Genomic DNA, 22,582 nt, shown 5'->3' on the forward strand with positions numbered 1-22,582 from the left:
AATCGACTAAATGAAATAAGGAGTCATTCAATGTAGAAACTAAAGTTTGTTTTATTAGTAGTTTCTTTTTTTACGTAAAGATAGGATTTTTTTAGGAATTGTTTGTTTGAAAAGTAGATTTTAAATAAGATATAGACATTTAATATAATTCTATGTTATTAATTTAAAAATTTTTAAACCAATTCAGAAATAGGTGTTGCAATTACTGTTCCCTTCGAATCTGATTCGTCGAAATCCTTTAACTCCACTTCTTGAAGTGTATTAGGCAATGAAACATTATACAACTGATTTACACGAACATAATTCTCTGTAAAGCCAAATATTTTATTTTCTTTGACTTCATTTTCCCACAAAACGGTTTTTGTTTTTCCTAATTGTGATTCGTAAAACTGACGACGTTTTTTATCAGACAAATTATGTAACATTTTCGAACGCTCTGCACGAACTGATTTTGGAACAGGATTTCCCATATCAGCAGCCTTTGTATTTTGGCGTTCTGAATAAGTAAAGACATGCAAGTATGAAATATCTAGGCTATGCAAAAAATTATACGTTTCCATGAAATGGGCATCACTTTCATTAGGAAATCCAACAATTACATCAACACCAATACAAGCATCAGGCATTAAATTTTTTATTTTTTCTATTCTTTCAGTATATAAACTTGTTTTGTAACGACGACGCATATAACGCAAAATTTCATCGCTACCCGACTGTAAAGGAATATGAAAATGAGGAACAAACTTTTTAGATTTAGCTACAAATTCGATAATCTCATCTGATAATAAATTGGGTTCGATAGATGAAATACGAAAACGCTCAATTCCTTCTACTTTATCTAATTCTTGAATTAGCTCATAGAAAGTATGAACACGCTCATTATTTATCAAACCATAATCGCCTGTATTTACACCTGTCAAGACAATTTCTTTTACATCAGTTGCTGCAATTTCTTTAGCTGCCTTCAAGATATTTTCTACTGTATCACTTCGGCTATTTCCTCTTGCAAGTGGAATCGTACAGAAAGCACAGTTATAATCACAACCATCTTGAACTTTTAAAAATGTGCGTGTACGGTCACCATACGAATACGCAGTATTAAAATCAGTAGCTTGTGAAATTTCGGAAGCACAAAGCTGGACTGTATCTTTTTGCTCAAAATCATTCAAAACTTCAAACAAACGAAATTTTTCGGCAGCTCCCAAAACAGCATCTACACCTTTTATGGTTGCAATTTCTTGAGGCTTGAGCTGTGCATAACAACCAATAATAATTACAAAAGAATTAGGCGAAGTTTTTTTAGCTTGCTTTACAATTTGTTTGCATTTTTTATCTGCATTTTCTGTAACCGAACAGGTATTAATAACAAAAATATCTGGAGTTTCAGAAAACTCTACACGCTGATAACCACGCTGCTCAAACTGGCGTGCAATGGTTGAAGTTTCTGAAAAATTGAGTTTGCAACCCAAGGTGTAAAAAGCTACTTTACGCATGACTTTTGATTTCTTTATATATTGGAATTCAGGCGATACCACTTAGACTAGATAAGAAGTTAAGCTACGCAATGAAATTTTTGAATGAAGTTTCTAGAACAGTCCACAAAGGTACGAAATAAAATAAAATTTGTATTTATGAAAAAATACGCTTTTATTTGCTAGACTAAAATATAAACTAGAAAGATTCTGAAAAATGAACTTATCTTTTAAAGAATTAGTTTAAATTTTAAACCAAAAATGGGGATTTAGCTCAGTTGGCTAGAGCACTTCGCTGGCAGTGAAGGGGTCATCAGTTCGAATCTGATACTCTCCACAGGATAGAAACTAAACCTTCTTAATTTTATTATTAGGAAGGTTTATTTTTTAAACTGAAATAGGATTTCTTTCAAGAAAATTTTCACACAAAAATTTATTCTTCATCATTTATAAGATTAAAAAAAATCAATACCTGTTTCTTTTTCAATTTCTAATAAAAGTATTCCTATTCTTGATGATGGATCTGGACACCATTTTTCACCTATTTTTATTTCTCCCTCAATGTTAGTTATAAAATAATAGCTTGTTCCATCTAAGCCCCCAAAGTGGGTTTCTTTAGCCTCCTCAACCAATAATATGATTTTGCTACAAAAATTATTTAAGACAATTCCTTCAATGTTTTTGTTTTTCTCTCTTAAAATTTCTTTTTCAAAAATCTGATTCTTAGTTATCTTACTTTCTATTATTATCTGCTTTGTTATTTTTGTATCATCTATTTTCAATACAAAGCAATTTTCAAAAGAAGGCATAACCCAAATTATTACTTCATTTTCTTTTGGAAAAGAAATATTCATTCTGTGAAATAACATATTAAATCTTTGAATAGGAATATGCTTTAAATAATTTTTCATCAAAAACTAATTTTATACTTTTCATTTGTAAAGAAATTTGCCATTTATAACTTACAATTTATCACTAATTAAACCTCACAGGATCAATCAAAGAAAAGTCAGGAATTTTGACTTCAAAAAGTATATTATCTTCTATTCTTTTCATTAGATATGTTCCAGACATTTTTCCCATGTCGCTTTTGAGATGACAACCTGAAACATATTTGTGTGATTGTCCAGATTTCAAAATAGGTTGTTGTCCGATTACTCCTTCACCCTCTACTTCTTGGTATGTTCCTTTTGAGTCATAAATATGCCAATGACGACGCATAAGCTGCACAGTGTGGTTGCCAGTATTTGTAATTGTGATATAATAAGTAAAAACAAAATTCCCATTTTGGGAATGTTTTTTATGAAATTCAGTACGAACACGCACCAAAATACCTTCTGTAATTGCACTAAAGAGTTCTCCCAACATTTTATGAAACATTTGGTAAAGGAAATGATTTACTACTAAAATGATAATTTTTTTTAATTAATACAAATTTTAGATTATAAATAGTTGCATCACAAAGAAAAAATTTACTTTTTAACTTTTTATTTTAGTATAGAAATCAATAAAAGTATTTTTTCATTGTCAATTATTTAATACCAAATTACCAATTACAATTTTATGGACGTAAAAATCGCAGACTCTTGGAAATCACATTTGGAAGAAGAATTTTCAAAACCTTATTTCGAAAAACTTGGACTTTTTTTGAGAGAAGAAGTACAACAAGAAAAAGTATATCCTCCTGGAAAACTTATTTTTAATGCCTTTGAAAAATGTAGTTTTGAAGATACAAAGGTCGTTATTTTAGGACAAGATCCTTATCACGGTGCAGGACAAGCCAATGGACTTAGTTTTTCGGTGAGTGATGGTGTTCGTGTTCCTCCGTCACTCAAAAATATTTTTCAAGAAATAAAAGACGATTTGGGAAAAGAAATTCCAAAAAGTGGAAACCTTGAACGTTGGGCATCTCAAGGCGTTTTGATGCTCAATGCAGTCTTGACGGTACAGGCTTCAAAACCTGCATCACATCGAAAAAAAGGTTGGGAAGAATTTACTTCAGCAGTTTTGAAACTTGTTTCTGATGAAAAAGAAAATCTAGTCTTTTTGCTTTGGGGAAAAGATGCCCAAAAAAGAGGCGAAATTATAGACCGAGAAAAACATTTAGTTTTAGAATCGGCTCACCCTTCGCCTTATTCTGTGCATACTGGTTTTTTCGGAAATAAGCACTTTAGCCAAGCGAATAATTATCTAAAAGAACATGGAAAAGACGAAATAGATTGGTAACTTTGCGCTCTTAAAACTAACAGCATTTTAAACCCTAAGGGTCTTCGAAGACTCTTAGGGTTTTGCATTCAAAATAACTGATAACTGAAAAAATGATAATTTTATTTATTCTTTGGATTCTAGCTAATGTAGCTATTTTCATCAACTTCCGTGCTTTTTCAAGCTACAATGTACCCACTTTTCCTGCCATTGTTATCAATTATGTGGTCTGTGTCCTGACAGGGAGTTTATTTATTTCGATGGGTTGGATAAATAGTCCTCCAGTTTTTGAAACTTTAGCAAGTCCAGAATTTTCAACAGCTTTGTATATTGCTATGGGAATGGGAGCTTTTTTTATTGGTTCTTTTTATTTGATGGGACTTACTACACAACTTTCAGGGGTTGCTGTGGCTTCTCTTTCGGCTCGTATTTCGTTTGTAATTCCTGTTTTGGTTAATCTTTTTATTTGGAAGTCGGGTGGAAAGGAATATGATTTTATCAATTATTTAGGTCTTTTTTTAGCGATTACGGCTGTGGGTTTGGTTTCTTATAAACCTTCAAAAATAACTGACCCAACAGAATATAAAGATGATAAGAAAAAATATTTGGCAATTGTCCTTCCTATTTTGGTTTTTTTGGTGAGTGGAACAATAGACACAACTTTCAATTATACAGTTAGAGAAGATGTACAGATAGTTTTACCAAATCAACAAGGCATTTTTAGTATTTTGCTTTTCGGAATTGCAGGACTTACAGGAATTACTGTTTTTACAATTCTGTTTTTGAAAAAGAAAGTAACCATGACAAAGAGAAGTATTATCGGTGGAATTTGCCTAGGAATTCCTAACTTTTTCTCTATCTTTTTATTATTAAAGGTATTGAGTGGTTTTAAAGGCGATGGCGCACTTGTTTTTCCTGTCTTTAATATTTCTGTAATTCTGATTGCTGCTATTGCTTCTTATTTCTTCTTCAAAGAAAAATTATCGCTTATCAATAAATTAGGTTTGGCACTCGCTATTTTTGCTATTTTGCTGATTTCTTATCAAGAAGTTCAGAATGCTTTTTAATTTTTGATTCAACAAAATCATTTCACAAAATGAAATTTATATACAAACTCTCATTTCTGTTATTTTCTGTTTTTATCGTTTCTTCTTGTAATTTTGAGACTAATATACTCCTTGGAGAAATAGACCCTTTTTCCACACTAGAAGAAAATCAACAATTTGTCAATGATGTTTTGGCATATGACCATGCTACTATGATGAAAGAAAAATTGAACTTAACAGATTCTACTGTTTTAGATGGCATTCAATATGAAACAGAAAGCACAGAAAAAGCTATAAAATTAAAACTCAATCTTACTGGTTCTGCAATATCTCATACCAAAGAAATAAGTGATTACTTTACGAGTTTTTTTGAGCAGAAAGCACAACAATATAAAGAAAATGGAAAGAAATTAAGAGATGCAACATTGAAAGCAGCCTATTTTATTGATTCGATGGAAGAAGATAATTACGACAATATGTGGAGTGAGTTTTCTCCCAAAGCGAAAGAAACAGCCACTAAAGAACAGTTTATAAAATCATTTGAGCCGTATAGCGATAAAGTAAAACAAGGAAAAAAACAGCTTTATAGTAGATTGATACAAAATAAAATAAGAGATTTTGAAGGTGAATTTTATATCATAAACTATATTTATGCAGAAAAATATCACATACAAGTTATTTTGCAGCCCATAGAAAATGAGTTGTTTGTTTCTAATTGTGTAGTAACAGCTCTTTAAAATTTAACTCAATCAAACCCATTTCAAAAATGAAATTTATATACAAACTTTTGCTTCTTTTGCTTTTTGGTATTAGTATTTTTGCTTGTAGTTATAATCGTTTTGAGAAGTCTGTAATAAAAGGTATAAATTTGTATTCTACTTTGGAGGAAAATGAAAGGTTTATAAAAGAAATATTTTACAATTATAATCCAAAAAACTTGGAAAAGGAATTATCTATTACTGATACTACAATACTGAGTAAAATAGAAATTAACCCTATCAATGATGGTAAAAGTGTGAGTTTAGAGATTACATTTCATAACGAAGCTATTCAATATAAAGAAAAGACAAAAGAGTATTTGACCAAATTGGTAAATGCAAAAATTGAGCAGTACAAGTACAATGCTTACTTTTTAGATCAAGCAGAACAAAGATCAGAGTTTGTTTTTAAAATGATTAATCAAGGACGATATGATGTAACCTGGAATGAAATGTCATCCAAACATCTTCGTTGGAGAAATACAGAGCAAGAGTTTTATAATGGATTAGATGATATTAAATCCAATATGAATTTATCTTTGAAAAGAAAATTGACTGAAAGAGTAATTTTGGATAAAGTAGAAGGAATTGAAAATACTCTTGTAAGTCTACATTATTTATATGAAGATGGAAGCTATTTGGAAATGATTTTAGAAGACGCAGCAGACAATATTAAATTGGTTGCTTTGGGTGGAAACTCTAAAAACAAGTGATTTTAGAAGTATATTATAAAATTCAAAAATAAAAAAAATGAAAAAATCAATCACACTATTTTTTCTTTCTATATTTATTCTAGCTTCTTGCGCCCCAAAATATGAGGTAGAAGTTCAGACAGAAAGAAACAAAAAAGACAAGCAATTTAAGGAAGGTGCTGGTTCGCCTATTCCGTATGATGACAGAAAGACTTTTGAAGGATTGGATTATTATCCGATAGATTCTTCTTACTATGCTGTTGCTATGCTGACACTTACACAAGATGTAAAAGAGGTAAAACTCAAAACTTCACAAGGTAAAGACCGAAGATTTAAAATGTATGCAAAGGCTGATTTTAAGCTAAAAGGCAAACCTCTATCTTTGAATATTTATAAAGCAATTGAAGATGGCGATGGCTTTTCTGTTTTATTTACAGACCAAACAAGTGGTAAAACTACATACGAAGTTGGGCGTTATATCGAACCTGAAATAAATGGACTTAGAGCCATTTTAGACTTTAATCGTGCTTATAATCCATATTGTATTTACGATAAAAAGTATGATTGTCCAATTCCACCAGAAGGAAGTAATTTAGATATTGAGGTGTTAGCAGGAGAGAAAATTTACAAAAAATAAAAAATACATTAAAAATCAGCTTAGCTTTTACATAAAATTGTACAGTTTTAAGAAAGAATTACTTTTTTCTTACAATAATAATTAAGACTTTTGTAGCAGCTAGTAAGAAGTAATGAAATTATTTTGTAAATTAGCTAGACAGATATAATTAATTATCAGAAATAGATAAAGTGGTGGTGAGATATTGATTTATTCTAATTTATTAGAAAGTTCTATCAAAATGCTCAAAAAACACAATTCTTTATGAGAATTATGTAACCTAACTTATATAAATTCAGTTCTAATAATTAAATACAAATTCAATCAGAATAGAAAACTATTCAATACTCTGTATTTTTACCCTTTTATAAAAACACCCTAAAATTCCGAATGGCAAAACTCTAACTAATTATTTTTATGAAATCAAATCCGTTTTTATCTTTTTCTAAAAAACCACCTCAACAGTCTAACTCATCTACTAAATTATCTTTTGTAATATTTGCAAAATCTATTTTGGTAGCTCTAGTATTTTTTATGACTGTTTCGTTTTCGTATGCTCAAAATCTTCAAACTATTGCTTCTACTACACATGAAGCTGATAGAATTGAAATTTCAGAAGCCTATCCTAATCCAGCAACACATTATATTCAGTTTGATTATCGTCTTACTGATAGAATGTCAGAAGGAAAAATTACAGTTTTTAATCTTTTAGGAAGTGTAGTTGGAGAGCATATTTTGAATAAATATGATAACCGTCTTCAGATTCCTGTGGATAACCTAAAGGCAGGTATTTATTTTTATACGATTTCAGTAAATAATAAAAGCCTAATAACTAAGAAATTTGTAGTAAAACATTAATTTATGATACAATTATCTTACTGTTAAAAACACTTTTGCAATTTTGTAAAAGTGTTTTTTTTATGCTTTAAATTAGCTTCTTTGATTTTTAGTTCGGAATTCTCATAAAATAATTGTTTTTTTGTACCCACTTTCAAAATTTATCTTCGTGTTATGAAAACACTTTGCTTAGAGCATCGTTTGTAGTGCTTTAATTGTGTGTGATTTACTTATCTTTAGTCTTTGTTATGAATTCTGTTTCTCCTCAAAAAATTCCTTTTTATCAAGTTGATGCTTTTGCTCCAAAATCTTTTAGTGGCAATCCTGCTGCTGTTTTTTTATGTGATGAAGCCTTAACAGATGAGCAGTACTTGAACATTGCTAGAGAAATGTATCTTCCCGAAACTACTTTTTTGCGTCCTTTATTTGATGATTCGTCTGAAAAAATAACTACAAAAGAAGTCAAGAACTGGAAAACAGCGACACTTTTTGAGGTTCGTTGGTTTATGATAAATGAAGAAACAAATCTTTGTGGACACGCAACCCTTGCAGCAGCACACGTAATTTTTGAAGAAATACAAAGTATTCACACAGAAGTAAGTTTTCGTACAAGAAGTGGGGATTTGCTTATCAAAAAAGAGAATTTTGAAGGCAAAGAAAATTATATCAAAATGCAATTTCCAGTAGAAGAGAAATTTGAGGAAAAAATACCTGATACTGATTTATTAAAGTATTTAGGAATTGAAAATCAAAAAATCAATTCTTGTATTTATTTTCCTATCAAACAAACCTTAATTTTAGAGTTTGAAAATAAAACCGAATTGGAAAATCTACAACCAAATTTTGAAAAATTAGTAAAAAATAAATATGAAATTCCTATCAAAAAAGTAGGAGTTACTACAAAAGGAGATTCCAAATATGATTTTATTTCTCGTTTGTTTTGTCCTTGGATTGGAATAGATGAAGATGCACTCTCAGCAGTTTCACACGGACTTTTTGCAAAATACTGGCAATCTAAATTAAATAAAACTTCTTTCTTTGCATATCAAGCCTCAAAAAGAGGTGGAGAAATTCATTTGGAATTATTAAAAGATAATCAAGTCTTGTTAATTGGAAAAGGAATTACTACTTTAGAAGGAAACGGAAGAATATAAATTTAGAAGTTAGATTTATGAATTTAGAATGGAATAAAAATAACTCTTTTCTTGTATCGCAAAATCAAATTCTCTAAATCTAACTTTTATACTTATTATTACTACTGAATTCCTTATTTCATTTTTACTTCTAACTTCTAAAATCTGACTTCTAAATTTATTCATGCACATCGAACCTACCATACATCATTTAGACCACCCTGTTGAGGGAGGTTGGATAGAAGTCGTCTGTGGCTCTATGTTTTCTGGAAAGACAGAAGAACTTATCCGTCGCCTTACTCGTGCCAAAATTGCACGTCAGTCAGTTCAGATTTTCAAACCTGCAATTGATACTCGTTATGATGACCAAAAAGTTGTTTCTCATAATCAAAATGAAATTGATTCGATAGCCGTCAAAAAGGCTACAGATATTCTGACTATTTTAGAAGAGAAAAAATGTCAAGTTATCGGTATTGATGAAGCTCAATTTTTTGATAAAGAATTAGTAAATGTTTGTCAAATCTTAGCTAATCAAGGAAAACGAATTGTAATAGCTGGTTTGGATATGGACTTTGCAGGCAAACCTTTCGGAATTATGCCTCAGCTTTTATCTATGGCAGAATATGTGACTAAAGTTCACGCTATTTGTATGTGTTGTGGCAAAGTGGCTGCGTATTCTTTCCGTCTTACTCCGTCTAAACAAAAGATTTTATTGGGTGAAAAAACAGAGTACGAAGCTCGTTGTAGAAAATGTTTTGTAAAAGGAAATCTCAATCAAGAAACAGATTGTGAAAAGATATTGAAAAATGAGGTCTGATGCTAGTAAAAAACTATCTATTTCGTTTAGCTAATTCATCAATTGCTTGTAATTCTATCAAAATGACTTCTTTTTTTAGTGCGCTAAGAAAAGCAAAGGCTGCCTCTGGAAAAGTTTTTTGGAAGTGTGCTTCCACTAGGTCTTCGTTTTGATGATGTAATAGTTCTACATCATTTTGAGAAACAAAAGGAGAGTTAAAATTCCATTTGTTATCAATTTTATTCATTTCAGTTACATATTCTGTCAATTTTTTTTCTAATTTATAGCCCCTTCCTTTTTTATCTTTTCCTATAAAAAATAAAGTTGTAGCCTCTTTATACGTTTTATCGGCAGGAATATTATCTAAAAAATGATTGAGGTCGTCATAAGTTTGGTCTATGTGTTGCAAAATAGTTTCGGTACGCTGACGAAGCAAGTTTCCTTTTCTTTTCATAGTAGGGTCTCCTTCTAAAGCTCGGTAGTGTATGTCATATAAAGCCTCTAAACTATCAGCAGCTTCTCTATTTTGTTTCTCTAATTTTTCAAAATGCAGAGCAGGCGAAAAATCAGACATTTCTGTTTCTTCATTTTTATTTGCTTGATTTTCTGAGCTACAAGCAAGACAAAACAAACTCAATATTCCTATTTTAGAATAAAAAAAGAATTGAAAACTAAAAGAAGATAAAATTTTCATACTGAATAATGAGTTTGTTTTCTTTTACAAAATTTACAAGGAATTGAAATTTTTATTAGCAATATAAAAGTTATTCATTGCTTATCAAACGACTTTCTGGGTGTGGGAGTTGCCAACGTTTTTTGAGTTCTTCAGGCAAAGCTGCAATTTTTCTATTTTTATAATCAAAAAGAACCATTCCTGTCTTTACTTTCAAAATTTCTCTTCTTGATTCTTGGTCAATAAACTTATAATATAAATCAAAACCTGAAGAAGAAAGTCCTCCCACAGTTACATAAACTTCAAAAATATTTCCATAAAATCCTTCACCCTTAAACTGCATGGCTACATCTGCCATAATGACCCCTAAACCCATAATATCAAGCTCACTTTTAAAGCCTTCACTCATAAAAAATTGAACTCTAGCTTCGTGTACAAGACTAAGCATAGCATCATTTCCGATATGACCTCCATAGTTTAGGTCTGTAATTCGAACAGGAATTTCTGTCTTAAATAAAAACTGATCTGGTAACTCTACTTTTACTCTATTCATTATCTGTATAGTTTTGAGGTTAAAAAATGGTTTGACAATCTAAACAAATTTAAACAAAAAAGTTCTATATTTATAAATACAATGTAAAACAGGGAAGTAAATACACTGTTCAATAAATTGTCTTGTGTTTTGGATTATTTTATTCCTATCAGACCCTTTCATATAAAATTAACCGTACGACTTTGTTGGTATCCTTATCAAGAATAAATAGAAAAATAACATAGCTTTTATTGGTATTTTAGCATAGCGACACCAACAAACCTACTTATGAAATCTATTCTTAAACAGCGTTGTTGATTTTGTGTAGATTTTATAAAAAAAATCATTTGAAATTAGCTGTTTTTAACTTTATTCACAGATTATTTAGACTTGATGTACATTATACAAGACAGATTATGCAAACTAAAGAATTAGTTCTAAATATATTTTACTAAAAGAAGACTAATTAATTCTTGCATTTTAATAAAAAAATCATCAAATTGATACATTGATTAAATCCCTTACTAGAAATAATCAGAAATCAATTAAAATTGAATCCAAACTTCCCCTTTACATTCTTATAAAACTCAAATGAGAGTAGCATTTTATTATATAAAAACAAAAAGTAATGTTATTTATTCCCCTATAAATAATTGCTTGTCTTTGTTTTTTATAAATGTTTTTATATTTATTTCTTTGTCAGTTATTGCACAAGTAGATGAGACTTCGCCTTTTTATCAATTAGAAAAAGGAAATTATAATCAGGCTATTCGACACGCAAAAGCTGCACTAGAAGGCAGTAATAATGCACTTCAACGTGGGCAACTTCTTACCGTTATTTCTCGGGCATACCGTTATCAAGACGATTATTCTACAGCTCTTAATTATGCCGTTCAGGCAAATACACAATTTGATAGAGTCGAAAAGGAAAAAGAAAAAGCTGTTTTAGGTAAAGCTGAAATTTTTACAGAAATAGGACTTTTGTATCAAAACTGGCTTTCTTATGATAAGGCAATAGAAAATTTTGAGAAAGCAAAACAGCTTTATAAAGCCAACCAAAATCAAAAAGAAATAATAGAATTAAACAGAAAAATAGCTCATAATCAGTTTTTAAATGGAGAGTATGAAGAGTCTGAAAAAAACTATATAAAATTACTAGAAGAAGATAAAAAGACAGGAGACAAAGGGCTGATTTCTTTTTCGCTAGGAAAGCTGGCAATTGTAAGCAGAATTAATAATCCTGAAAATTCCCTAAAATACTCCATTGAAAAGTATAATTTAGAAGTAGAGAAAAACAATAACTTAGAGCAGGTCGCTTTTGCAGCAAATAGTATTGGTTATTTATACAGACAGTTAGGACAAGAAAAAGAAGCTGTTTCTTATTTTGAAAAAGCACTTGAGGCTTTAAATAAAATTGATAGAAAAGACGAAATTGTACTCAATAATTTGGGGGTGACTTATACAGCTCTAAAAAAATATCCTGCTGCACAAGAACAATATCAAGAGGCTTTAAAAATAAATCAAGAAAAAAATAACATTGCAGCTATTGCAGATTCATATAACTATTTAGGTGCAAATGAATATCTAGCAGCACATGCACAAGAAGCTAGAGTATATGTAGGAAAAGCAATTACGATTGCTGAAAAAAATAATCAACAACAGGCTTTGGCAGATTCATATTTGCTTTTATCTAAAATATGGGAATACGAAGGCGATTTTAGACAGTCTCAAGAAGCATTTAAGAAATATACAGATATAAAAAATAAGTTAGAAAAAGAAGCTTCCAAACAAAAAGAAGAGCTACAAAGACAACGTACAGAAGCTGAAAGACAAGAAAGTCAGCTTGTACAGTATGAAAATGAGAGAGAACAAGAACGTTTGAGATTGGAAAAAGTGAAAAGTGAAGCTGAAAAACAAGCAAAAGAAAATGAGCTTTTAAAAAGTGAAAATGAACTTCGCCAAAGTGAAACAAAAAATGCAGTTTTAAAAAATCAACAAACTCAACAAGCTCTTTTACTTGCCAAAAGTGAGCTTGATGCAGCCAAAAGAAAAGAAGATATTCAGCTCTTAGAGATAGAGAGACAAAAAAATAATGCAAAACTAAGAGAACAAGCTCTTGAAGCCGAACAACAGAAAAAAGAAAAAGAAATTCTTGAACAACAAAACAAACTTCAAGAACTGGAAACAGAAAAGGAACGCTTAGAAGCATCAAAACAAAAATCTTCTAAATATATTGCTTATTTAATCGCTGTGGCTGCCATTATTCTTTTTGCATTTGCTTTAATAGCCTTTATTCAAAATAAAAAGAAAAACAAAAAAATTGAAGCTCAAAACAAACTTTTAGAAAATCAAAAACAAGAAATCACACAAAAACACGAAGAACTTCAAGCATCAGAAGAAGAACTTAGACAAAATTCGGAAGAGCTTCAGACTACAAATGAACAACTTACTTTAGTCAAGATGAGTATAGAAGAAAAAAATCTTGCTTTAGGAGCTTCTTTAGTAGAATTAGAAAATCAGAAAGAAATTATTGAGAAAAAAAATCAAGATATTACTTCTAGTATCAATTATGCTAAGAGAATTCAGACAGCAATGTTACCTGATTTGGCTAAAGTAAAAAAAGCGTTGCCCGAATCATTTATCTTTTTTCAGCCTAGAGATATTGTCAGTGGAGATTTTTATTGGTTTAGTCAAGTGTCCGAACAAAAATGTGTGATTGCAGCCTGTGATTGTACAGGACATGGCGTTCCAGGAGCATTTATGTCCTTGATTGGAAATGATGTTTTGAATGAAACTGTCAATGCTAGAAATATACATGAAGCAGATAAAATCCTTCATGATTTACATTCTGGTGTTGTTAATGCACTCAACCAACGTGCTACTGATAACAGAGATGGAATGGACATGACTCTTTGTGTTATTGATAAAGAAAACAAACAAGTCCATTTTGCAGGTGCAAAAAATGAAGTGGTTTATATTCAGAATGGAAATGTAGAACAACTTAAAGGAGATAAAATGCCGATTGGTGGAGAAAGACTTGATATAGAACGCTTTTTTCACAAACAGACTGTTGATATAACAGCTCCCACTATATTTTATATGTTTTCTGATGGTTTTCAAGATCAATTTGGAGGCGACAGAGGACGAAAATATATGAAAAAACGATTTAGAGAATTTTTAGTCGAAATCTGTAATCAACCTTTTGCAGAACAAGAACAGATTTTAAAACTAGAGTTTCAGTCGTGGTTAGCAGGAGAGTATCAACAAATAGATGATGTACTCGTAATTGGCTTTAAGGTAAGTTGATTTATTACATCAAAGTAAATCACAATTATTTTTTTCATAAATTTATAGCATCAAAAAAAATATAAGAAGCGAACAAAAACTTGTTCGCTTTCTCTTTTTGCTTAGCAATCAAAAATATAATTAATACAATGAAACATTTTTTTTCTTCTGCTTTTTGGTTTGTCATTCTTCTTCTTGCTTTTACAAGTTGCCGTTCTTCTCAGCCTAATTCTTCAGACTCAGAAGAAATAGTCAAACTAACTTTTCTTCACATCAATGATGTGTATGAAATTGGAGGAGTGAGTGGGGGAAAATATGGAAACTTAGCACGAGTAGCACAGCTCAAAAAAGAATTATTAGAAGAAAATCCGAATACATATCTTGTTTTATCTGGTGATTTTCTCAATCCTTCTGTGCTAGGAACATTAAAAATAGATGGAAAACGTATCTCTGGAGCGCAAATGGTCGATGTTATGAATGCTGCAAAAGTAGATTTTGTAACCTTTGGAAATCATGAATTTGACTTAAAAGAAGATGAAGTTTTGGAAAGAATTAATGAGTCTGATTTTGAATGGATTGCTTCAAATACATTCTATTATGCTAATGAAAAAATTCAACCCTTTACCAGAGATGGAAAAAAACTTCCTATTTATCTAACCATAGAACCACAAAACTCGGCAGGAGAAAGTATAAAAGTTGGTATTTTGGGAATTACTACAAAATATAATCAACCTGAATTTGTCAGATATACAGATGAGTATGAAACTGCTAAAAATGTGCAGCAAGAAATAGAATCAAAAACAGATTTTACAGTTGCGCTGACACATCTTTTAGAAAGTGAAGATGAAAAACTAGCAGGCATTGTTCCTGAGCTTAAACTTCTGATGGGAGGACACGACCATGAAAATATGAAGTTTACCTATGGACAAACAATTATGGCAAAAGCTGATGCAAATGCAAGAACAGCCTATATCCATAGACTAACTTACAACAAAAAAACAAAGAAGGTACAAATAGATTCAGAACTTAAATCAATAGACAATTCTATTGGTTATGAACCTATTACTAGAGTAGCTATCGAAAAATGGGAAAATATTGCTGACTCTGCTTTTGAAGCACAAGGATTCAATCCAGACCGAGAAATTTATAAGTTAAAAGAAGCATTAGAAGCACGAGAAGCACTCATAAGAACAACACAAACAAATGCAGGAACTCTAATTGTTGATGCAATGGCAGATGTTTTTCCAGAAGCAGAGTTAGCTGTTTTAGGGAGTGGGTCGGTACGCTTAGATGATCAACTTTCAGGAGTTGTTACCGAATATGATATTTTGAGAATGTTACCTTTTGGTGGTAAAATATATCAATTCAATACTTCTGGAGAAGTTCTGATACAATTTTTAGATGCAGGAATAAAAAATAAAGGAAGTGGAGGATACCTACAATATCAAGAAAAATTGAAATTTGATGCACAAAAAGGTTGGCTATTAAATGGAAAAACAATAGAAAAAGAAAAACAATATACACTTGTTACAAATGATTATAACCTGACAGGAAAGGAAAATAATATGGAATTTATGAATGCTGAAACAAATCCAGAAATTAAAAATGTGATTTCTTCAGATGATATAGAAAGTCCTCAATCAGATATTAGAAAGGCAGTAATTGTATATTTAGAAAAATTATAAAATGTAGCACACTCTTTAGAGTGTGATTGTATAAATACACCAAAAATTTTAAGGTGTAAAGAATAAACAGCCATGCAATCAGAACAAACGCCAAAAGTTCAGAATACTTTAAAGGCACTAGAAGAAAAAGCAACCAAGATTGTTTTTGTAATTAATCCTGTTTCAGGAACAGAAAGAAAAGAACATATAGTTACCCTTATCCATGAAACGCTGAAACTTTCAGGGATTCATTACGATATTGTGTATACTACTTTTGCAGGACATGCTACTCAGCTTACTCAGCAAGCCATCGAACAAAAGTATGATGTTGTGGTGGCTGTTGGTGGCGATGGAACAATTAATGAAGTTGCGCAAGCTCTTATCAAAACAAAGACAGCTTTAGCCATTATTCCACAAGGTTCGGGCAATGGTTTGGCACGTCATCTAGGAATTCCTCTTGGAACAGAAGATGCCATAAAAAGACTATTAGAACCTAAAAAGATGTTGATTGATGCAGCTACTGCCAATGGAAATCATTTTTTTTGTACGTCTGGAATAGGCTTTGATGCCCATGTGAGTGCTTCTTTTGCTGCCCGTACTTTTCGTGGTTTGGGTGGATATGCTTATTTTACAATCAAAGAGTTGTTTTCTTACAAACCTCTCACTTATACACTTGAGTTTGATGGACAACAACTAAAAAGAGAAGCATTTTTAGTCGCTTTTGCAAATGCAACTCAATATGGAAATAATGCTTATATCGCACCACAAGCAGATATACAAGATGGAAAGTTAGATATTTGTATCATCAAACCCTTCTCAAAACTACAACTACCAAAACTAGTTTGGCAATTATTTAAAAGAACTCTTCCCCAAAATCAGTATGTAGAAACCTATAAAGCTGATGCAATAAAAATCACTTTTGATACTGCTATTCCTGCACACATAGATGGAGAATCAAGAGGATTAGGAACAAGTATAGAATACAAATCTATATCAAAGGCTTTACATGTCTGGGTGTAGACTTGTTTTTGATTGTCTGAGTAGTAAAATCAGTATCATAATAAAAAAGCCATTCCTTCATTACAAAGAAATGACTTTTTAAATTTTGTATTGTAACTTCAAAAGAGACTGTTTTTGCCATTATCGATGTCTTACCAACGATATATAGACTATTTCTAATCCCGAGTCCACATTATTTACTGAGTATAAACATGATTTTAATTTTTAAAAACGCATTAACTTTGCAAATCAAAATATTACTCTTCCCAAATAATATTTCCATCTAAACTAAGATAAGTAATTTTTCCAGCACGTTCTAGGCGAATAACATAACCTTGTACATATTGACGAGCCTCAAAAGAAGGTTTCAAAATCCATTTTCCATCTAAATTTGCATAACCATAAACACCACTTGTAATTAAAAGGGTAGAAGTTGGCAAAACAGAAACGGCTTCATAACGTGTAGGCGAAACAAAATTTCCACTTTCATTAATCATCAACCAGTAACCATCATCCACTTTTTCAAAACCTAAATCGACAATTGTTTCTCCATATTTAGTTTTTATTTTTCTATTTTTCTTATGCTTTAATTGATAATTTCGCATTGCTGTTGCTGAAAAATTCAAACGAACAGTATCAGGACTTTCAGTAGAGCGTCTTAACAGTTGGTATTTTTCACCTGTTTTGACAAAAGCAATTCCGTTTCTAAATTGTGTTAAGCTATCAAAATATGAGGGATAAAGGGCTGTTCCATCTTTTTTAATATGAATAAAGCCTCTTTCAGTTTCTAGTCCAATCACTCCATTTTCAAAATTGCCTATTGGATTTACATTTTGATAAGACAGTCTCTTAATTCTTTTTCCTGTTTTGTCTATCAAAAAATTCTCTCCAATTGCCATTCCTTCACCAAAATTACTTCCAGAAGTGTAAGCTGATTTAATGACAACTTCGCCTTTTTCATTGATATACGACCATTTTGTACCAGCTCTTGACAAATCTACTTTTGCCATATTATCTAAAAATGGAAAGGCTTTGTAATAAGCAAAATCGATTACTTTTTTACCGTTTTCATCCAAATAACCAAAAAGCTGTTTATCTCTTGATTTGTTGTTTTGCTGAACAGCTATTTTTCCTTCTGACAAAATTCCAATTTCTAAATAGTCAGGTTTTAAAACAACGTTTCCTTGATTATCAATGATTCCATAAAGTAGTTGCTTCGGATTTTTTGGGTCTTTAATTCCTACTTTTGCCCAAGAATTTTTGCCTACTTTTCCAAACTCTTCTATAAAATCATAAGAAGGATTTACTAAAAACGTTTCTGAATTTATATCTGTTTTGATTCCAAATTTCCCTCCTTGTTCTACAATAATTAAATTTTGGTTTGGATTTTCTTCAAGAAAATCTCCTTTTTCATCTAAATAAGAAACAACAGCAGAATCCAAAAATACTTCAATCAAAGCCTGTTTCGTATTTGGCTTCTGTAAATATTTTACTGACGAATAACGAATCGGAATAACTGTTTTGCCAAAAGGATTGATTACGCCCCAGTTGTTGTTTTGTTTGACAAAAGAAAGTGTATCATTTCTCTCGTCCATTCCTATAAAATCGTATTCGAAGGGAATGATTGTATTATTGTGTCTGTCTATTGTTCCATACTTTTTGTTTTGTTTTTGGGCAACTGTTACGGCATCTTTGACATCATAAATTCCATAAAAATCAGCTACTTTTGAAAATTCTAAAGGCAAGATTTGTTTTCCTTCGTGATTGATATAACCAATTAGATTATTCTTTTTCACTTCTGAAATTCCTTTTTTAGCAAAATAAATTTCCGAAAAATTGCTTTCAATCGCATCATATAAAGGCTCAACAATTATTTTTCCTGTTTTATCAGCATAACCTACTTTATTATTCTCTTCTATTAAAACAAGTTCTTGCCCTGCCTCAAAAATATCATCTTCAATAAAACTATAGTTGAGTTCTAAAACCCAATCTCCATTAGTTTTGATGATTCCATTTTTTTTATAAAAAGCATTTTTTGTTCCGTATCCATCTTCTTCAATATAGCGTTCCGAACTTACTTTTGCCATTCCATTTCTAATTTCATTAATAAAATCAGCTTTGATAGAAGGTTCTAAAATAACTTTGGGAACATTATTTTGATTCGATAAAAATCCCCACAAATTATTTTTTCTAATAATGGCTACATTTTCAGAAAACGTACTGATATATTGATATTCAAAAGGCAAAATAGGTTTGTTTTGCGTGTCTATAATTCCCCATTTTCCGTCTTTTCTAGCTCTGATAACTCCATTTTCTATACTTAATCTTTCATACTGAGGTTCTATGATTATTTTGCCTTTATTAGTGGTTACACCTACTTTTTTACCTTTTACAACTAAAGCCATATTGTTTTCAAAACTACCAATGTATTCATATTCTAGTGGCAAAATGACTTTTCCTGTGTTATCAATTATTCCAAAACTTTGCCCTAACTGAACCTTTGCCACTCCATTTTCGAAAGGCATAATAATTGAATAGGTTGGAGGCAAAATTACCTGTCCTTTTTCGTCCATCAGTCCATATTTTCCACCTGCTTTTATTGGCAATCGTTTTTCAGAAAAATAGGTCATTGAATCGATTGTAGCTCCTGCAATTTGAGTAACTAATAGTCCTGCTTTTGTCAGAATGGCATTTTCTTTTGTGCTATCTGCATAAGCTCGTGCTACATCTGCTGTTCTGAAATCTTCTAACTCAGCATAAAAAAGTTTGTTTTGGCTAATGAGTTTGCCATTTTTGTGGTCAATCAGCGCAGCAGCCGAAAGACTTCCATTTACATTATTTCTACCTAGTGTAAAACCTGCAATTGGCTCTACTGAAATTACATCAAAACCTTCTTTAAAAGCTGGTTCACGTTGTTTATTTAATAAATGCCATTTTTTGGTATTTGGATTCTGAAACCAACGGTAATCTGTCGAAAGGCGATTGGCTAGTTGTGCCGTAAAAACTTCTGGTTTATCTAATTTTGAATAATTGGAAGGCAAAGTTTGGAAAGAAGGAAAAACGGTTTCTTTCTTTTTATTGTTTGATTTATCAAATTCTAAGACAGTAATTTTTTCATTTTGATAAGCAAAAACAATCGTTTCATTTTTCTTAGGAGTAAAAATATCAATTCCTGTATAAATTGGATTCAAGATTAGCTTTCCACTTTTATCAATAATTCCGTCGCCTTGTGGTGTAGTTACTTTTGTGAAAGGAGAATATTCTGTAAAATCATAAACAAGGTCAAAATTTTGACTAAGAATTTTCTTTCCATTTGTATCTAAAATTGACCATTTATTAAGTTCGTTCTTTCCTACAAAAAGAAAATTTTGAAGGTTATAAATTTGAGAATAGATGGGCTGTAAAATAAACTTTGCGTCTTTATCCATTACGCCACAAGCTCCATTTTTACAGGCTGTAATTCGTATTTCTTTTTCATTATTTTTACCTGTATTGTCAATTTCTACCACTTCAAAAAATGAATATTCGGCTGTCGTAATTTCTTTTTTTGCCTTCAAATCGTACAAAGACCATTCTGCTGTCGGAGATTTCAATGCCAAATAATCCATTGAAAGCGCAACAATAGAAGCATATTTTGGCTCAATAACTACCTGTCCATTTTCATCTGCAACTCCCAACGGACGACCAGCACCAAAACTGGTATAACCATTTGGCAGTAGTGTAATGTTGTAAAGTGATTTTTGAGCTAGAGTTTCATTTTTTAGATTGGGCAAATACTCCTCTTTTCCTTTTTTGGCAAGAATGACATTACTCTGAACTTTGATAGTTGGACTATTTAAAAAATAAGCTGTATCAATAGTTGAAATTAGAATGGTAGCTTCTGGACTAATCAAACTGTACTTTTTAGTTTTAGTATCAAATCCTAAAGCATAAGAATTTCTCATTTTATGGATTCTATCAAAATTAGCTGTTGTTTTGCTGCCATTTTTACTCAAAAAAGTATATTTATTTTCTTGATTTTTATAGGCAATCAGTAGAGAATCGATTACTTTTATTTCAGTAGCATTTTCTGTAAAAGATAACAGAGGTTTTCCATTTTGGTCGGCTGCAATCCATTTACTTTCTGTTCCATTATCTTTTTTAAGAAGTAAATAATTAAACTCTGCTACTTCTACAAAATCGTACTCAATGGGAACAATCGTTTTTGAATTTTGGTCAATTACTCCCCACTTTCCATCTTTCCGAACAGGCAAACGAGTAGTTTCTGAATTATTATTTTGAGAAAAGGAGGGAATAGAAAAAGCAAATAAAAAAATAATCAGTAGTAGAAAACGCATATTTTGATAGAATTAAGTTGATAAATTTTCAGATGATTTATGGAAAGTGAACGAGTGAATATACAATAAATTGCCTGAAAACTCATCAGGGTTATAATTTTATTATCTTTGATAAGCAACATTTAACTAATAGAATTAAAACCTAAATCATTTAATTTTTAAGTAAAAAAACTAATTTTATATTTTTTTTCATACTTTGTTACTTTCAACTTATTACAAATAGGGTTGTAAAAATTTAATCTGTTTCTTGAAGATAATAAAGGTTTTACGTGGTTTGGCACAAAAGACGGACTTTGTAGGTATGATGGTCATGATTACAAAACATACACAATAAATGAAAAACAAACTCACTTACTCTATTCTAATCATATCAATTCATTAGCTTTATGTTAATGATTCATTGATTTATGTAGGTACAGAAGCAGGATTAAATCTACTTAATATTAATCAAAATACAATTCTGCCAATTAAACAGTTTAACAAACTACCTATCTCTCAAATATTTATCAATAGTAAAAAGAACATTTGAGTAATAAGTATGAAACAGATTTTTCATAAAAATGAAATCAGATAAAATATGAAGTTTATTTCTAGAGAATAATAGTAGTTTCAGTAACAAAAAACGGTTGAGTATTATAATACAAAAAGTAGATAATCAATCAAAAATTTTTGTTGTCTGACAATTTTTGTGGTGTAAATAACGTGAACTCGGTAGTAGAATTTATGTATTTATCAGTCTATGCTTAAGGTAAACGCACGAAAGATTTATGAGAAAATCAGTTTTTCTAAGTAGTCTTTATTTAAGCTTGCTTTAAATCTTCTTTTTTTTAGACTTAATTTTTCATCCGAACGCTTTACTTTATTTAAAGCTATTTTTCTTAAAATATTTAGATTCACTTGTGAATGAGCTGTTCTGCTTCTATTTTTATCTTCCTCAAAAGTCATATCTAAATGCCAATGAAGTTGATTCTCAATACCCCAATGTCCTCTAATAGCTGTATTAAAATAGTCAGCAGAAGCTAATTTACTGCTTACATAATACCTTGTATTACAAAATGTTATGTTATTTTCTATACGTTCATAATCTATTCTGATAATTGTTTTCAAATGTGTCCACTTTTCTATAAAGTGAGTCACTAAAAGTTCTTCTGCTTTCATTATTTTACATTTCCTTATTTCTATTCTACCATGCGTTGTTTCTCTTGTAGTATCTGTATTTTCTTCTTTTACTTGCGTCCAAATGAAAGCATCATTTACTTCTCCGAAAAATTTTTTTTGAGTTGAAAGTATCGTGAGAAGGAATACCGTTAGGAAGTTCTATAAATTGTAAGAGCCATTCAAAGCATTCTTTTCCCAAAGATTCCATATCTTCGAAGTCTTTACCATTAGATATCAAGGTGCAAAGAGCTATAAAAAGTATATCACAAAGTTTATGTAGAACTTTCCAAGGTTGTCTGAAATCTTTAATATCAGAAAACAAAAAATTAATAGAGTCTTGCATTAAATAGAAAATAAACCAATAAAGATAAGTTTTTTT

19 protein-coding genes and 1 tRNA gene are annotated in these 22,582 nt (G+C 30.7%); 12 read left to right on the top strand and 8 right to left on the bottom strand.

Annotated features, from left to right (window positions below; translation table 11 throughout):
- Nucleotides 1-173: 173 nt before the first annotated feature.
- Complete coding sequence (gene mtaB, locus V9L04_RS03690) at nt 174-1,493, bottom strand: tRNA (N(6)-L-threonylcarbamoyladenosine(37)-C(2))-methylthiotransferase MtaB (RefSeq protein ID WP_338792723.1); 1,320 nt, start codon at nt 1,491-1,493, stop codon at nt 174-176.
- A 242-nt stretch (nt 1,494-1,735) separates the two neighbouring features.
- Between mtaB and V9L04_RS03695 the strand changes: the two genes are divergently transcribed.
- Nucleotides 1,736-1,809 (top strand) — tRNA-Ala (locus tag V9L04_RS03695).
- Nucleotides 1,810-1,927: 118 nt separating this feature from the next.
- Here the strand turns inward: V9L04_RS03695 and V9L04_RS03700 are convergent.
- Together V9L04_RS03700 and apaG are read right to left on the bottom strand one after the other, a co-directional pair.
- Complete coding sequence (locus tag V9L04_RS03700; RefSeq protein WP_338792724.1) at nt 1,928-2,383, bottom strand: hypothetical protein; 456 nt, start codon at nt 2,381-2,383, stop codon at nt 1,928-1,930.
- Between the two features lie 64 nt (nt 2,384-2,447).
- On the bottom strand, nt 2,448-2,852 hold the full coding sequence (gene apaG, locus V9L04_RS03705; protein WP_338792725.1) for a Co2+/Mg2+ efflux protein ApaG: 405 nt from the start codon (nt 2,850-2,852) through the stop codon (nt 2,448-2,450).
- 183 nt (nt 2,853-3,035) lie between these two features.
- On the opposite strand from apaG, the gene ung reads away from it, so the two are divergent.
- From ung to V9L04_RS03745, 8 genes are all read left to right on the top strand, one after another.
- Nucleotides 3,036-3,698, top strand: coding sequence for a uracil-DNA glycosylase (gene ung / locus V9L04_RS03710; protein ID WP_338792726.1), 663 nt, complete (start codon nt 3,036-3,038; stop codon nt 3,696-3,698).
- A 92-nt stretch (nt 3,699-3,790) separates the two neighbouring features.
- On the top strand, nt 3,791-4,744 hold the full coding sequence (locus V9L04_RS03715) for a hypothetical protein (protein ID WP_338792727.1): 954 nt from the start codon (nt 3,791-3,793) through the stop codon (nt 4,742-4,744).
- Between the two features lie 29 nt (nt 4,745-4,773).
- Nucleotides 4,774-5,460 (top strand): hypothetical protein, encoded by a 687-nt coding sequence (locus V9L04_RS03720; RefSeq protein WP_338792728.1) that lies wholly within the window; start codon nt 4,774-4,776, stop codon nt 5,458-5,460.
- A 29-nt stretch (nt 5,461-5,489) separates the two neighbouring features.
- Nucleotides 5,490-6,194 carry a hypothetical protein gene (locus V9L04_RS03725; RefSeq protein ID WP_338792729.1) on the top strand — a complete coding sequence of 235 codons (705 nt, stop codon included), beginning with the start codon at nt 5,490-5,492 and terminating at the stop codon, nt 6,192-6,194.
- A 37-nt stretch (nt 6,195-6,231) separates the two neighbouring features.
- Nucleotides 6,232-6,810: a DUF1684 domain-containing protein gene (locus V9L04_RS03730; RefSeq protein WP_338792730.1), complete on the top strand. Its 579-nt coding sequence runs from the start codon at nt 6,232-6,234 to the stop codon at nt 6,808-6,810.
- 396 nt (nt 6,811-7,206) lie between these two features.
- Entirely contained in the window at nt 7,207-7,647 is a 441-nt protein-coding gene (locus tag V9L04_RS03735) for a T9SS type A sorting domain-containing protein (protein WP_338792731.1), read from the top strand.
- Nucleotides 7,648-7,874: 227 nt separating this feature from the next.
- Nucleotides 7,875-8,780 (top strand): PhzF family phenazine biosynthesis isomerase, encoded by a 906-nt coding sequence (locus V9L04_RS03740; protein WP_338792732.1) that lies wholly within the window; start codon nt 7,875-7,877, stop codon nt 8,778-8,780.
- A 163-nt stretch (nt 8,781-8,943) separates the two neighbouring features.
- A complete protein-coding gene (locus V9L04_RS03745) occupies nt 8,944-9,576 on the top strand; it encodes a thymidine kinase (protein ID WP_338792733.1) in 633 nt (210 codons plus the stop codon).
- A gap of 13 nt (nt 9,577-9,589) precedes the next feature.
- On the opposite strand, the gene V9L04_RS03750 is transcribed toward V9L04_RS03745, so the two are convergent.
- On the bottom strand, nt 9,590-10,249 hold the full coding sequence (locus V9L04_RS03750; RefSeq protein ID WP_338792734.1) for a hypothetical protein: 660 nt from the start codon (nt 10,247-10,249) through the stop codon (nt 9,590-9,592).
- 70 nt (nt 10,250-10,319) lie between these two features.
- Entirely contained in the window at nt 10,320-10,781 is a 462-nt protein-coding gene (locus tag V9L04_RS03755) for a thioesterase family protein (protein WP_338792735.1), read from the bottom strand.
- Nucleotides 10,782-11,423: 642 nt separating this feature from the next.
- Between V9L04_RS03755 and V9L04_RS03760 the strand changes: the two genes are divergently transcribed.
- From V9L04_RS03760 to V9L04_RS03770, 3 genes are all read left to right on the top strand, one after another.
- Nucleotides 11,424-14,066 carry a tetratricopeptide repeat protein gene (locus tag V9L04_RS03760; RefSeq protein WP_338792736.1) on the top strand — a complete coding sequence of 881 codons (2,643 nt, stop codon included), beginning with the start codon at nt 11,424-11,426 and terminating at the stop codon, nt 14,064-14,066.
- Between the two features lie 128 nt (nt 14,067-14,194).
- Nucleotides 14,195-15,730, top strand: a complete 1,536-nt coding sequence (locus tag V9L04_RS03765) for a bifunctional metallophosphatase/5'-nucleotidase (RefSeq protein WP_338792737.1) — start codon at nt 14,195-14,197, stop codon at nt 15,728-15,730.
- Between the two features lie 72 nt (nt 15,731-15,802).
- Nucleotides 15,803-16,729 (top strand): diacylglycerol kinase family protein, encoded by a 927-nt coding sequence (locus V9L04_RS03770; protein WP_338792738.1) that lies wholly within the window; start codon nt 15,803-15,805, stop codon nt 16,727-16,729.
- Nucleotides 16,730-16,965: 236 nt separating this feature from the next.
- On the opposite strand, the gene V9L04_RS03775 is transcribed toward V9L04_RS03770, so the two are convergent.
- From V9L04_RS03775 to V9L04_RS03785, 3 genes are all read right to left on the bottom strand, one after another.
- A complete protein-coding gene (locus tag V9L04_RS03775) occupies nt 16,966-21,045 on the bottom strand; it encodes a WG repeat-containing protein (protein WP_338792739.1) in 4,080 nt (1,359 codons plus the stop codon).
- 765 nt (nt 21,046-21,810) lie between these two features.
- Nucleotides 21,811-22,335, bottom strand: a complete 525-nt coding sequence (locus V9L04_RS03780) for an ISAs1 family transposase (protein ID WP_338794183.1) — start codon at nt 22,333-22,335, stop codon at nt 21,811-21,813.
- The gene (locus V9L04_RS03785; RefSeq protein ID WP_338792740.1) at nt 22,295-22,546 is read right to left on the bottom strand and encodes a transposase family protein; all 252 of its coding nucleotides are present in this window, start codon (nt 22,544-22,546) and stop codon (nt 22,295-22,297) included. Before V9L04_RS03785 ends, V9L04_RS03780 begins: the two co-directional genes overlap by 41 nt.
- Nucleotides 22,547-22,582: the final 36 nt, after the last annotated feature.

This window comes from Bernardetia sp. MNP-M8 (assembly GCF_037126285.1).
Classification (GTDB): Bacteria; Bacteroidota; Bacteroidia; order Cytophagales; family Bernardetiaceae; genus Bernardetia.